Source organism: Chryseobacterium sp. NRRL B-14798 (genome assembly GCF_050470705.1).
In the GTDB taxonomy this organism is placed as follows: Bacteria; Bacteroidota; Bacteroidia; order Flavobacteriales; family Weeksellaceae; genus Chryseobacterium; species Chryseobacterium cupriresistens.
In genome coordinates this window covers 132,223-144,839 of sequence record NZ_JBFLUL010000005.1, presented here as the reverse complement: position 1 = coordinate 144,839, position 12,617 = coordinate 132,223, and the positions used below count along the sequence as shown (strand labels likewise).

The following is a 12,617-nucleotide window of genomic DNA, read 5'->3' as shown; positions in this document are numbered from 1 at the left end:
TTTACCTTCTTAACTCATCTCTTACTTCCATCAAAGCAAATCCTAAAAGGTTTTCTCCGTTCCATAATAAAGGGTTTTCAGCTCTGTTATCTGTTTCCAGCATCCCGATTCCCCAGATTCTATCATAAGGACTTGCCTCCACTAAAACTTTGTCTCCGGTTGATAAAAGAAAGTCTTTAAATTTCTGATTTTGGGAGAATTTCAAAAGATTTCCCTGAGTTACAATGTGATATTTATGTTCATCCCAAAGTTTCGGGTCGAAGTTTTTCACTTTCCGTCCGAGAGCTTTTGCCTGATTCGGAGTAGTGGCTTTTAAAATTTCCTTTTCCATTTCAGCATCATTAAATAATCTTGCTTTTGCAGCCATCATATAATGTTCTGCTGTTCTATAGGTAATTCCGTTTTCTTCAAAACTTCCTGGAGACCATTGGCTTAAACATGATTTGGTAACAATATCTGTTGCCGTGTGTCCCCAGAAAAAGAGATATTTTATCTTTTCCTTTTTTTGAAAGCGTTCTATAATATTTTGTAAGGTATATTTCATGATTGCGTTATTTTGACACAAATTTAAAAGAATATCAGCTTTTACACCAAATTTATTTGTGTTAATTTTACGCTAATAAATATAATTAATTGATTTCCAGCAATAAAAAATTAATCTTAACAAACACGAATAACACAAATTTTAATCACAAATGACACAAATTTGATAGGTTTCAGCTAAAACTGGTGGAATTTGATCTTAAAAATTGTTATTATATCAATGTCATTCTAAACACAGACTGAAGGTCTGCGAACGTAGTTCAACAGTGTGTGAAGAACCTAATCAATTAGGAGATTCTTCCTCCGTCAGAATGACAGAAGACCGATAATACAATCCGGAGTTAGATATTTCCTATTGAATGTCTTAATACTGTATAATGTGCATTCCGAAAATGCCTGTAAATATTAATGAATATTTGTGCAAGACATTTGTGAAATTTGTGTTTAAAACAAACTATTTGATTTCAAAATAAAAGCCCTGCTCTTCCAGCTCTTTATATTTTTCTTTATTGAAAGTAAAAAGTTTTCCAGGTCTGCCGCTGCCTTCTTTTTTAACATTATTGGTTTCGTTCAGGAGTCCGTAGCTCATGATTTTCTTGCGGAAGTTTCTTCTGTCAATTTCTTGTCCGACAATGGTTTTATAAAGATTTTCAAGATCTGAAAAAGGGAATTCTTCATTGAGAAGATTGAAGCCGATCGGCTGGTATTGAATTTTTGTGCGAAGTCTTTTTAATGCTGTCTCAATAATGGTTTTGTGATCAAATGCTACTGATGGAAGTTTATTAATACTAAACCATTGTGCGTCATCGGCATCTGAATCGGCAAACAGTTCATGATAAGATGGGTTTACAAGCCCCAAATAAGCCACAGAAACCACTCTGTTTCTCGGATCGCGGCCCAGATTACCAAAAGTATACAGTTGTTCCAAAAAATCGGGCTTTATACCGGCTTCTTCATACAATTCTCTTTTTACCGCATCATCTACACTTTCATCATCAAGAACAAGCCCTCCCGGAAGTGCCCAGCCTCCTTTAAAAGGTTCAATATTTCTTTTAATCAGAAGGATCTGAAGATCTTTTTTATCAAAATATCCAAAGATAACGGCATCTACAGCCACTTTTATATCCTGTAATTTTTTTGGAGACTCCATAATTTGATTTGCGTTATGAATACACAAAGTTACAATTTATGCCTGTATTAAAAAAAATTTTAATTAGCATAAAAGTTCTTACCTTTAAGTTATCTTTCTAACCATCTTAAAACTAAATTATTATGAAAAATTTATTAACAATTCTTTCTGCAGCTTTTTTATTAATAGCTTGCGAGAAAGGAAAAACGACAGCTGCCACTGGTTCTGATAAAACAGATTCAGCTTCTACATCTGAATGGAAACCTGTAGATTCCGCAACCGCAATGAAAGACTGGATGGCGTACTCAACTCCGGGAGAAATGCAGAAAATGCTTGCAAAATCTGATGGAACCTGGACAGGTGAAACGACAATGTGGATGGAAAACGGAGCAAAACCTATGATGAGTAAATCTGAGGCGACCAATAAAATGATGTTTGGCGGACGTTATCAGATCACTAATCATAAAGGTGACTTTATGGGGATGCCTTTTGAAGGAATGAGTATTGTGGGATATGATAACGCAAAGAAAAAGTTTGTCAGTACATGGATCGACAATATGGGAACCGGAATCATGCACAGCGAAGGAGACTGGAATCCTTCCACAAAATCGGTTGAGTTTAAAGGAAAAATGACGGATCCTTCAAGACCTGGAAAAGATTGTAATTTCAGAGAAGTATTCACCTTTGTGGATGATAATACTCAAAAACTTGAAATGTACGGCCCTGATTCCAAGACCGGAAAGGAATATAAAACTATGGAAATAAAATATACGCGTAAAAAATAATCCATAAAAAAACCGCTTCATCAGAAGCGGTTTTCAATTTATAATAGATTAATAATTAATCATTTAACTTTAATACAGCCATGAACGCTGATTGCGGTACTTCTACTCTACCAATCTGCTTCATTTTCTTCTTACCTTCTTTCTGCTTTTCCAATAACTTACGTTTTCTGGAAATATCCCCTCCGTAACATTTTGCGGTAACGTCTTTTCTCAAGGCCTTAATAGTTTCTCTTGCGATTACTTTCGTACCTAATGCAGCCTGAACAGCAATATCAAACTGTTGTCTCGGGATCAGCTCACGAAGCTTTTCACACATTCTTTTACCGATGTAATAAGCATTAGAATCGTGAATCAATGAAGATAAGGCATCTACCATATCACCATTGATCAGGATATCCATTTTTACAAGCTTGGAAGCTCTGAATCCGATTGGATGATAATCAAATGAAGCATATCCTTTAGAGATAGATTTTAATCTGTCATAGAAATCGAATACCACCTCAGCAAGAGGCATATTGAAAATTAACTCTACTCTTTCTGATGTCAGATAACTCTGGTTAACGATTTCTCCTCTCTTTTCAATACATAAAGTCATTACTGCTCCTACGAAATCGGATTTTGTAATGATAGACGCCTTGATGAATGGTTCTTCTACTCTGTCCATCGTTGAAGGATCCATCATTTCAGATGGGTTGTTGATCAAAATCGGAACTTCAGGCTCTTTTTTAGTATATCCAAAATAAGATACGTTCGGTACCGTCGTGATTACGTTCATATTGAACTCTCTGTCAAGACGTTCCTGAACGATTTCCATATGAAGCATTCCCAAGAATCCGCAACGGAAACCAAAACCAAGAGCGGCAGAACTTTCCGGCTCGAAAACCAGAGAAGCATCATTCAGTCTTAATTTTTCAAGAGAGAATCTTAATTCTTCAAAATCTTCAGAATCGATTGGATAAATCCCGGCAAATACCATTGGCTTTACTTCCTCAAATCCATCAATTGGTGCATCAGCAGGTTTTTCAAATGAAGTGATGGTATCTCCTACTTTTACTTCACGGGCATCTTTAATACCGGATACAAGATATCCTACATCTCCGCAATGGATTGTTTTCTTCGGAACCTGCTTCAGTTTTAATGTACCCACTTCATCAGCTCCATATTCCTTTCCTGTAGCGAAGAATTTGATCTTTTCATTTTTAGTGATGCTTCCGTTCACTACTTTAAAATAAGCTTCAATACCTCTGAACGGGTTGTATACAGAGTCAAAGATCAAAGCTTGCAGCGGACCGTCAGGATCTCCTACCGGTGCAGGAATTCTTTCAACAATCTGCTCTAAAAGGTTATGAACACCTTCTCCTGTTTTACCGGAAACTCTCAATACATCTTCATATTCGCATCCGATAAGGTTCATGATCTCATCGGTTACTTCTTCAGGATTTGCAGACGGAAGATCAATTTTATTCAGAATCGGAATGATCGTTAAATCATTTTCCAATGCAAGATACAGGTTACTGATGGTTTGTGCCTGAATACTCTGTGCAGCATCTACAATAAGAAGAGCTCCTTCACAGGCAGCAATAGAACGGGATACTTCATAAGAGAAGTCAACGTGTCCCGGGGTATCAATAAGGTTTAAAATATATTTTTCTCCTTTATACTCATAATCCATCTGGATGGCGTGTGACTTAATGGTAATCCCACGTTCTTTCTCCAGATCCATATCATCCAGCGTCTGAGACTGCAATTCTCTTTGGGTAACGGTATTCGTGTACTCCAATAGACGGTCTGCCAGGGTACTTTTACCATGGTCGATATGAGCGATTATGCAAAAATTTCGTATGTTTTTCATTTAAGAATCTTGTAATTTGCAAAGATAAGAAATTGCAGGAGAATTTTTCATCCTTAATTCTTTCTTTTAACTGAAACACAGATAACAATAAGAAAAGAGGGAAAATTTTTCCTCTTTTTAAATATCATTTTGTTTTGCCAAAGTCTTCCGGTAATACATAATTTCCAGTAAAAGGATCAAGATAAACTTTAGGTCCTACAGTATTCTTTCTTTTGCCTGATAAACTGACATCTATCACTGCACCAATAACGCCACCAATCAGACCTCCTGCTGCGGCGCCAATTGTAACCCCCGTTGTTGCCGTTTCAGGAAATAATTCTGCTTTTGTTACCTCAATAAAAACACCTTTATCATCTTTAAAAATTTCAGTGTAACCAACGGGTATATTTTTGTAGGCAATCCCTTTATACACAAAACCATAAAAATGTCTTATTGCTATTTTTTCTTCTCCTTTTACGGCCTTAGTAACGATTCCTTTATCATTAGTCTGCAAAGTAAATCCGGATTCAGGATTGTGTGTAAAAAAGCTGTAATAGTCTTTATAAACCCCTTCTTTAAGTTCATTTGCTTTTAGAATGCTCAGTTTTTCTTTTAATACAGAGGCATAATCAGGAAAATCATTTTCTGAAATACTAAGTTCCCAAGGTATTGCTTTATAAGATTCTTTAAAAATATCAGTAAGAATTAAAGTTACTTTTCTTGCCAGACTTTGTGCCAGATAAGGAGTTGTTCGTGATGAGACTGTTGCTACAGTATCTATTCTATCCATAAAATGATATCCGTCTTTTTTCTTAATAAATGTGCTTGCCTTTAATTCAAGCTTTCCGATAGAGTACTTTTCCTTTTTGTCTTCTGAAACATTCAAATTTTCAAGCAAAAAAATCATCTCATCATTTCCCCTTACCGGATTGTATTTATAAAACCAATCCTGTATATCTTTACTGGCATTATTTTCGAAAACAACTTTTACCTCATCTTTATGATACATAACCATTCCAATTTCCTGATGGGCTCTTTTATCTATCACCGTAAGACTTTTGATAGAGTTTTTGTTATCTTTAATAGATTTTGAAAGATCAATGGTTTCTATTTTCTGACCCCATAATACGATCGAAAACAATAAAAAGAAAAGTACATTTTTCATAGATAAACTTTGTGGTAAAAATAATTTTTTTTTGATAAAATTAAACGGCTCTCACAGAAAGATCTGTAAGAGCCGTCCAACATTAAAAAAATAAACTATTATGGGTTCTGTTTAGGTCCCGAAGCATTGTTATGGTTTCCGTGAGGTCTTCTTTCGTCCATTTTATCCTTCATCATTTTCTCGGATTGAAACAGCTTCAAAACTTTCTGGCAGGGAATTACCTGCTGCATTTTATCTGCGTATTTCTTTCTGTTATCCAATAACTTCTGTCCCAATTCAAAACTTTGCTGCAATTTTGCTTTAGCCTCGTCATCCGTTAAGGATTCAGGATCAAAGTTCGAATTAAACTGACTTTTTATCTGCCTCTGGCTATCCAGATATTCGTTATACAATTGTGTAAATTCGGCTTTATCGTCTGGATCAACATTAAGATTATCCATGATCATATTGTCCCTGAATTTCTTCAGGAGTTCTTTTCTCTCTTCCGGAGAAAGATTATTGATGACTTCTTTCCTTTGTTTAGGATCCATCTTTTTCCAATCATAATCCGTTCTTTGGGCATTCAATCCAAAGCCATAAATAATCAAAAACGTCAATAATATCTTTTTCATTTTCTTTTAATTATAAATATCCAAATAAACGTCCTGAGTCGAATTACTTGCTAACTCTGCAATTTCAGAATTAGAAAACGAGTCCAGATATTCATTCATTCGTGTTTCTTCTTTTTTCTTTACAGTTTTCACCGGTTCAGGGGTCTCTGCAGTTTTTTTGGTTTCGTTTACACTTTTAGAAGCGTAGACATTGTTATTTTTTTGATTGTCAACTGTTTGATCATTGTTTTCAACAGAAGTTAAATCAGATTTTAAAGTTTCATAAGCCAGCTCGCTTTCTGTTTTCTGTGCTCCGTTATTGGCAGCATAAGCTGTTTTAGAGTTCAGCATCTGTTCAGGGGAATCATTATCTGAATTAAAAACATAAGTTGCTCCAAAAATCAAAGCCAGCGATGCCGCTGCTGCATACATCCAGTTCAGCTTAAAGACAGGTGCTTTTTTACTTGCCTTTATATCATTCATAACGTTCTCCTGAATATTTTCAAACATATTATCAGGAACTGTGTAAATGTTTTTACGCTCTAATTTTTCTATGTCGAACTCTTTCATCTTTGTTGGTCAAAAATTATTTTTCGTAATTTTCTTTAATATAATCTTCTATTTTCTGTTTGGCATAATGATAATTTGTTTTTAAAGTGCCTACCGACATATCCACAATTTTTGATATTTCTTCGTAGGGCAAATCATCATAATACCGCATCATAAATACCAGTTTCTGCTTTTCGGGCAGGCTCTGTATAGCGTTCTGCAGTAAAATCTGTATTTCTTCAGCATCTCCTTCTGTATTATCTGCGACGAGATTCTGCATATGATACTCCGGATCCTCATCCGTTTTCTGCATTTTTTTCATTTTGTTGACCTGTTGTAGTGCTTCGTTGGTAGCGATTCTGTACAACCAGGTATACAACTGGCTATCATTTTTAAACTGATGAAAATTCTGATATGCTTTAATAAAAGTTTCCTGCAAAGTATCCTGTGCAAGATCTCCGTCCACAATAATTCTTCGTATGTGCCAGTACAATCTGCTTTGATAGGCATCCATCAAGGCACGAACCCCTTTATCCTGGGTTCGTGGATTTTGCATCAACGAAATAATTTCCGCGTCCTTAATCTTCATAAGATGCCTTCATTGTTTTGGATTACAAAAATAGCTGAAAGTTAAATTAAAAATTCAATTTTCATTTTAAATATTAAAAATAATATGAGACACTTACGCAATAAACGTGCCTAGATTACAGTCCCTGATTTCTGAAGTGATCTTCCTTTCCCGGCTCAGCTTAAAATCTTATATTTGTTATATGCAAATTGTAATCATCGGTTCCGGAAATGTTGCCTATCATATGGCAAAAGCTTTCACGTTGAAAAGCATTCCTGTGGCGCAGCTATTTGGGAGGAACGAAAAAGAATTAAGTAAAATCTCTGAAGAATTAAATATTCCTTACTCTACGGATCATCTGGGAGAAGCAGATCTTTATATTCTTTGTGTAAGCGATCATTCTGTGGAAGAAGTCTCAAAAATTATTACAAAAAAAGATTGTCTGGTGGCCCATACCTCAGGATCTCTTCCAAAAGAAGTTCTGGCTGGTGAGTATAGAAAATCCAGCTTCTACCCTTTACAGACTTTTTCAAAATCCAAGGAACTTGACTATGAAAAAATTCCGTTTTTCGTAGAAGCCGGAAATGAAGAGGATCAAAAGATACTGTTCGATCTTGCTTCAAAAATTTCAGAAAGGGTGATGAAAAGCAGCTACGAGAAAAGAAAATATATTCACCTGACAGCTGTTTTTGCCTGCAATTTTGTGAATCACCTTTTTTCAAGGGCTAAAGAAATTTCAGATTCTCAGGAAATTCCGTTTGATTATTTCTTGCCGCTGATTGATGAAACGGTTCAGAAAATTCATGAAATTGAACCTAAAATGGTACAAACAGGCCCCGCAGTAAGAAATGATGTAAGAATTTTACAGCTGCATGAACAATTATTAAAAGACGAAAGTCTTGAAATTTATAAAACAATGAATCATTCTATTCAGGAAATGTATGAGCTATAAAGAGAAATTAAAAGATATTAAGGCATTTGTATTTGATGTTGACGGAGTTTTCACAGACGGAAGCGTATATCTGCTTCCCGGAGGAAATATGTGCAGGGTAATGAATGTCCTGGACGGTTATGCAGTAGTAAAAGCTTTAAAAAACAATTATTTAATTGGGGTTATTACGGGAGGAAATGATGAAATGGTAAAGCACAGAATCAATTATCTGGGTATTCAGGACTACTACCCTAAGTCCCACAACAAAATGATTGATTTTGAAGACTTTAAGAAGAAATACAATCTTAAGAACGAAGAAATACTAACCATGGGTGATGATCTTCCGGATATTCATATTATGGAAAATTCAGCTATTGCGGCATGTCCTGAAAATGCGGTTCCTGAAGTAAAAGGAATTTCCGATTATATTTCCCCGAAAAAAGGTGGAACCGGTGCGGTTCGTGATGTCATTGAACAGGTAATGAAAGTTCAGGGGAACTGGCATGACGATAATACTCAATCTGTATAAGTATCTGTATGAAATTACTTTTAGCATCACAATCCCCAAGAAGAAAAGAACTTCTTTCGAGTTTAGGCTTTGAATTTGAAGTTGTAAAAATAGACTGTGAAGAAATTATTCCGGAAAACATCAAAATAGAAGATGCTGCAGCTTATCTTTCTGATTTAAAAGCTTCAGCCTTTAGAAAACTTGAAGCGGGTGAAGTACTTCTGACTGCCGATACGGTAGTTGCTATCGACAATCAGATCCTTGGTAAACCTAAAGATGAAGCGGATGCCTTTAAAATGCTTCAAAACCTTTCAGGAAGAACGCATCAGGTGTATACGGGAATTACCATCAAAACCGCCGGAAAATCGATCACTGAAACCGATGTGGCTGATGTTACTCTGGACAAGCTTTCGGATGATGAAATAAACTATTATATTCAGAACTATAAGCCTTTCGACAAAGCCGGAAGCTATGGTGTTCAGGAATGGCTGGGAATGGCAAAGATCACAAGTCTTACCGGAAGTTATTATACCATTATGGGGCTCCCTACCCATCTTGTTTATAAAATACTGAAAGAATCTTCTCTGATTTAAAAGATTATCAGGTTCGAAACTCCCATTAAAGAAGAAATAAAATATTTCTACCAGAAATATAAATATTATTCATTATAAAATTTTATTATTTTTACAAAATCATCAAACTGCTGATAATAAAAAGCAGATTAGCGAGTTATATTGAATAATGAAAAAGAATATATTATTCCTTTTAGTCATATGTCTTGTTGCTTCCTGTGCTACCAAAACCAAAAAGCCGGAGCAGCGATCAAGAGTATTGAAAGGATTTTCCACATATTATAACACATTATTTAATGCAAAAGATGCATTAAACAGTGAGTTTACCACCAGAGACAAAGGGCATAAGGACAACTTTTATGCTCCCTACATTCCTATTCTGACTTATGAAGAACAGCCTTTAGGAAGTGATCTTGGACAGACTGAGGCTTTTGCCGAAAATTCGATGAAGATGGCAGAAGTAGCCAACAGACCTTCAGGAAGAGGCAATTCAGGAATTCCGAATATTCCCGGCGGACCTCAGGGAAACGGTCCTTCAAGACCTGACGGAGAAGAGAATAAAGGAGCCACTACTCTGGAAATTGCAGAAGCTAAAGCTTTAAAAGCAATTAATAAATATTCTGTAACCAGAAATGGTGAAGAGAAAAACAAGCAGATTTTTGATGCCTACATGATCCTTGCGCAGGCAAGAATTTACCGTGGTAAATCTCTGGAGGCCCTGGATGCTCTCAATTATGTCTTCACCCGTATGAAAGATGATAAGAGAATTGCACTTGCAAGAATCTATCAGGGGCTTGCTTATGATCAAATCAAAGATTATCACAGAGCGCATGAAACATTTGCCAAACTGAAAAGTGAAGATATCAGTAAAAGTTATGCAAAACTGCTGAGCATTTACTATTCCGAATCTCTTCTTGATGCCGGTAAGAAAGAAGAAGCTGCCAAGGAACTTGACAATGCTTTTGAGCTCAATACAAACAGAAAACTGAAAAGCAGAATCGCTTATCTGAGAGGTCAGGTGCTGGAAAATCTGAATCAGAATGATAAAGCAAGAGAAAGCTATGCTGCAGCGTATAAATATGCCAGTGATTTCGAATTTGAAGTAAAATCTCAGGTTGCCATCGCCAAAACTTTTAACGGCAAAGGTGATTATGCAGGAGCAAAAAATTACCTGGAAGGAATCAGTAAAAAGGGAATGTATGGCTCCAGAAAGAACGAATTTTACTACGCTTTAGGATTAATGGCCAATAAAGCAGGCAAAAAGGATGAAGCGCAGCAATTCTTCAGAAAATCACTGTTTGAAAAGGTTTCTGATCCTCAGATCCGTGGATTGGCTTATTATGAAATAGGAAAAAGCTATCTTGATAAGAATGATTATATCGGAGCCGGAAGTTATTATGATTCTGCACTTGCTGTAATGACTTATGAACCTTCAAAAATACTGTTAAAAGACCAGTCTGAATACATTAAAAAGATTTCCAAAAACTACTATCTGATCAAAAAGAATGACAGTATCCTTACGCTGGCAAAGATGAATGACAGTCAGAAAACAGATTATTTCACAAAATATATTGCCAAATTAAAGATTAAAGAAGAGAAAGAGGAGCAGGAAAGAAGACGTGCAGAAAGAAGTAAAGGTTTTGATACCGGAGATTACAGTGCCAATTCTATTTTTGCCAATAGCGGCAATTCTTTTGAAGACTTTGGAGTCACTACAAAAGGTTTTTATTTCAGCAATTCAGGAACGGTAAGCAAAGGAACCTCTTCATTTAAGCAGATCTGGGGAGACCGTGCCCTGGCCGATAACTGGCGTTCTTCCAAGAAAATGGCCTCTATTGAAGATATGAAAAATGAAGCGTTGGGAGTAACTTCTGCGCCTAATCCAAGACGTTTTGAGCCTGCGTACTATATTGAACAGATTCCTACGGATCAGGGGAAATTATCTCAGTTAAAAAAGGACAGAGACACTGCTTCACTAGGTCTGGGAATTATGTATCAGAATTATTTTACCAATACTCCACTGGCTACGAAAACGCTTTATGATCTTGTAGATGTAAAACCGGAAGAAAAAGTGATGTTACAGGCATTGTATGAGATTTTTGCCATGAATTATGAGAAAAATCCACAGGCTTCTGAAAGAGCAAAACAAATTCTCTTAGCTGATTATCCTTATACTTCTTACGCTGAATTTGCCAGAAATCCTAAAAATAAATCATTTGTAAAATCAACTGAAGAAGTTGAAAACGAATATAAGAAGGCATATGCGCTATTTGAATCAGAAAAATTTGTGGAAAGTAAAGATATTATAGATCAGACGATTCAGAAGTTTCCGAAAGATGCTCTGGTTCCTAAGCTGTATTTATTAAATGCGTTCAATGCAGGAAAATCAAGTGGAAAAGAAGTTATGATTCTCCAGCTGGAACAGATTGCCCTGAATTATTCCAAAACACCTGAAGGAATAAGAGCTAAAGAAATGCTGAATTATCTGAAAAGTGACCTCAGCTTCCAGGCAACGGACAACAAAGGAAATAATATTCCTCAACAACCGTCAGGAGCACCTGTACAACCTAACACCCAAAATACGGGAGTTCCACAAATGAATAGTGGAAAAGTACAGAAGCTGGATACGATGCAGAACATTAATACGAATACTGCTCCACAGCAAAGTCCTAAACAGCCAAACGAAACAAAATCGGGTTCCAAGATCCCGCCAAGACCTCAATAAAATAAAAAAGCGAAGATTTATTCTTCGCTTTTCTTTTTCTTTACTCCGTGGAAGTCCTTCAGATAGAAAGGCTCAAAATAAGCCATATCTTCAAATTCTTTATTTTCTATTTTCTCCAGCGTTTTTCTGATCAGATATTGGGAAGACGGATAAACGTTTTCATTAAAAACTGCATCCGGAAGATTTACGATCTCTTTTGCTTTTTTAGCGCCATCCCCTATAAACAGAACTTTTTTATCTTTAAATTCTTTAAAAGATGTTTCATCCAGAATCTTGGCTTCGGTATTGGATAACTCCTCCCCTGTTTTACCGTCATAAACGGCCGTATAAACCTCCATTCTCCTTGCATCGATCAAAGGGATAACGAAGTCATAGTTATCGCCTAAAAAAGGCTCTATCATGCTTTCAAGAGAATTCACTGCTATCAAAGGAACTCTGAGTCCATAACAAAACCCTTTAGCTGAGGCTGCTCCGATTCTTAGGCCGGTATAAGATCCGGGACCTTTTCCTAAAGAAACGGCTTCGATATCTTTAAGCGCTATCCCCGCTCCTTCCAATGCCCACTCTACATAAGTGTGAAGACTTTCAGACTGTTTATAGTTTTCAGAAACTTCTTCACAAAGGCACAATAACTTCTCATTATCTGATATGGCTACTGAACAGTTTTTCGATGATGTTTCCAGATATAGAATTTTCATTTTTTTATTTTAAGCTAAACAGC

At 36.1% G+C, this 12,617-nt stretch carries 13 protein-coding genes; 5 read left to right on the top strand and 8 right to left on the bottom strand.

Features of this window, described 5'->3' with window-relative positions; translation table 11 throughout:
- Position 1: 1 nt before the first annotated feature.
- Together AB1278_RS01120 and AB1278_RS01115 are read right to left on the bottom strand one after the other, a co-directional pair.
- The gene (locus tag AB1278_RS01120) at positions 2-544 is read right to left on the bottom strand and encodes an NADAR family protein (protein ID WP_429811873.1); all 543 of its coding nucleotides are present in this window, start codon (positions 542-544) and stop codon (positions 2-4) included.
- Positions 545-997: 453 nt separating this feature from the next.
- On the bottom strand, positions 998-1,693 hold the full coding sequence (locus tag AB1278_RS01115; RefSeq protein WP_110008940.1) for an NUDIX hydrolase: 696 nt from the start codon (positions 1,691-1,693) through the stop codon (positions 998-1,000).
- A gap of 122 nt (positions 1,694-1,815) precedes the next feature.
- Here AB1278_RS01115 and AB1278_RS01110 point away from each other — a divergent pair, with 122 nt between their 5' ends.
- Positions 1,816-2,457, top strand: coding sequence for a DUF1579 domain-containing protein (locus AB1278_RS01110; RefSeq protein WP_411414393.1), 642 nt, complete (start codon positions 1,816-1,818; stop codon positions 2,455-2,457).
- A 55-nt stretch (positions 2,458-2,512) separates the two neighbouring features.
- Here the strand turns inward: AB1278_RS01110 and lepA are convergent, their stop codons facing one another.
- The 5 genes from lepA to AB1278_RS01085 form a co-directional block, all read right to left on the bottom strand.
- Positions 2,513-4,309, bottom strand: a complete 1,797-nt coding sequence (gene lepA, locus AB1278_RS01105) for a translation elongation factor 4 (protein ID WP_062672783.1) — start codon at positions 4,307-4,309, stop codon at positions 2,513-2,515.
- A gap of 124 nt (positions 4,310-4,433) precedes the next feature.
- On the bottom strand, positions 4,434-5,453 hold the full coding sequence (locus tag AB1278_RS01100; RefSeq protein ID WP_429811868.1) for a hypothetical protein: 1,020 nt from the start codon (positions 5,451-5,453) through the stop codon (positions 4,434-4,436).
- Between the two features lie 98 nt (positions 5,454-5,551).
- Complete coding sequence (locus tag AB1278_RS01095; RefSeq protein WP_137904559.1) at positions 5,552-6,064, bottom strand: hypothetical protein; 513 nt, start codon at positions 6,062-6,064, stop codon at positions 5,552-5,554.
- Positions 6,065-6,070: 6 nt separating this feature from the next.
- The gene (locus AB1278_RS01090; protein WP_429811865.1) at positions 6,071-6,613 is read right to left on the bottom strand and encodes a hypothetical protein; all 543 of its coding nucleotides are present in this window, start codon (positions 6,611-6,613) and stop codon (positions 6,071-6,073) included.
- Positions 6,614-6,629: 16 nt separating this feature from the next.
- Complete coding sequence (locus AB1278_RS01085) at positions 6,630-7,181, bottom strand: RNA polymerase sigma factor (protein WP_034694015.1); 552 nt, start codon at positions 7,179-7,181, stop codon at positions 6,630-6,632.
- A 181-nt stretch (positions 7,182-7,362) separates the two neighbouring features.
- Between AB1278_RS01085 and AB1278_RS01080 the strand changes: the two genes are divergently transcribed.
- From AB1278_RS01080 to AB1278_RS01065, 4 genes are all read left to right on the top strand, one after another.
- Positions 7,363-8,112: a Rossmann-like and DUF2520 domain-containing protein gene (locus AB1278_RS01080; RefSeq protein ID WP_202842180.1), complete on the top strand. Its 750-nt coding sequence runs from the start codon at positions 7,363-7,365 to the stop codon at positions 8,110-8,112.
- The gene (locus AB1278_RS01075; RefSeq protein WP_202842178.1) at positions 8,102-8,620 is read left to right on the top strand and encodes a KdsC family phosphatase; all 519 of its coding nucleotides are present in this window, start codon (positions 8,102-8,104) and stop codon (positions 8,618-8,620) included. The genes AB1278_RS01080 and AB1278_RS01075 overlap by 11 nt, the downstream gene beginning before the upstream one ends.
- An 8-nt stretch (positions 8,621-8,628) precedes the next feature.
- A complete protein-coding gene (locus AB1278_RS01070) occupies positions 8,629-9,192 on the top strand; it encodes a Maf family protein (RefSeq protein ID WP_202842176.1) in 564 nt (187 codons plus the stop codon).
- Between the two features lie 148 nt (positions 9,193-9,340).
- Positions 9,341-11,896: a tetratricopeptide repeat protein gene (locus AB1278_RS01065; protein ID WP_343643423.1), complete on the top strand. Its 2,556-nt coding sequence runs from the start codon at positions 9,341-9,343 to the stop codon at positions 11,894-11,896.
- Positions 11,897-11,913: 17 nt separating this feature from the next.
- On the opposite strand, the gene tsaB is transcribed toward AB1278_RS01065, so the two are convergent.
- Positions 11,914-12,594, bottom strand: coding sequence for a tRNA (adenosine(37)-N6)-threonylcarbamoyltransferase complex dimerization subunit type 1 TsaB (tsaB, locus tag AB1278_RS01060; RefSeq protein ID WP_429811858.1), 681 nt, complete (start codon positions 12,592-12,594; stop codon positions 11,914-11,916).
- Between the last annotated feature and the right edge of the window lie 23 nt (positions 12,595-12,617).

What these genes read in the sequence shown, in the direction of transcription:
- AB1278_RS01120 (WP_429811873.1), bottom strand. Translation starts at nt 544, where the DNA reads ATGAAATATACCTTACAAAATATTATAGAACGCTTTCAAAAAAAGGAA.
- AB1278_RS01115 (WP_110008940.1), bottom strand. Translation starts at nt 1,693, where the DNA reads ATGGAGTCTCCAAAAAAATTACAGGATATAAAAGTGGCTGTAGATGCC.
- AB1278_RS01110 (WP_411414393.1), top strand. Translation starts at nt 1,816, where the DNA reads ATGAAAAATTTATTAACAATTCTTTCTGCAGCTTTTTTATTAATAGCT.
- lepA (WP_062672783.1), bottom strand. Translation starts at nt 4,309, where the DNA reads ATGAAAAACATACGAAATTTTTGCATAATCGCTCATATCGACCATGGT.
- AB1278_RS01100 (WP_429811868.1), bottom strand. Translation starts at nt 5,453, where the DNA reads ATGAAAAATGTACTTTTCTTTTTATTGTTTTCGATCGTATTATGGGGT.
- AB1278_RS01095 (WP_137904559.1), bottom strand. Translation starts at nt 6,064, where the DNA reads ATGAAAAAGATATTATTGACGTTTTTGATTATTTATGGCTTTGGATTG.
- AB1278_RS01090 (WP_429811865.1), bottom strand. Translation starts at nt 6,613, where the DNA reads ATGAAAGAGTTCGACATAGAAAAATTAGAGCGTAAAAACATTTACACA.
- AB1278_RS01085 (WP_034694015.1), bottom strand. Translation starts at nt 7,181, where the DNA reads ATGAAGATTAAGGACGCGGAAATTATTTCGTTGATGCAAAATCCACGA.
- AB1278_RS01080 (WP_202842180.1), top strand. Translation starts at nt 7,363, where the DNA reads ATGCAAATTGTAATCATCGGTTCCGGAAATGTTGCCTATCATATGGCA.
- AB1278_RS01075 (WP_202842178.1), top strand. Translation starts at nt 8,102, where the DNA reads ATGAGCTATAAAGAGAAATTAAAAGATATTAAGGCATTTGTATTTGAT.
- AB1278_RS01070 (WP_202842176.1), top strand. Translation starts at nt 8,629, where the DNA reads ATGAAATTACTTTTAGCATCACAATCCCCAAGAAGAAAAGAACTTCTT.
- AB1278_RS01065 (WP_343643423.1), top strand. Translation starts at nt 9,341, where the DNA reads ATGAAAAAGAATATATTATTCCTTTTAGTCATATGTCTTGTTGCTTCC.
- tsaB (WP_429811858.1), bottom strand. Translation starts at nt 12,594, where the DNA reads ATGAAAATTCTATATCTGGAAACATCATCGAAAAACTGTTCAGTAGCC.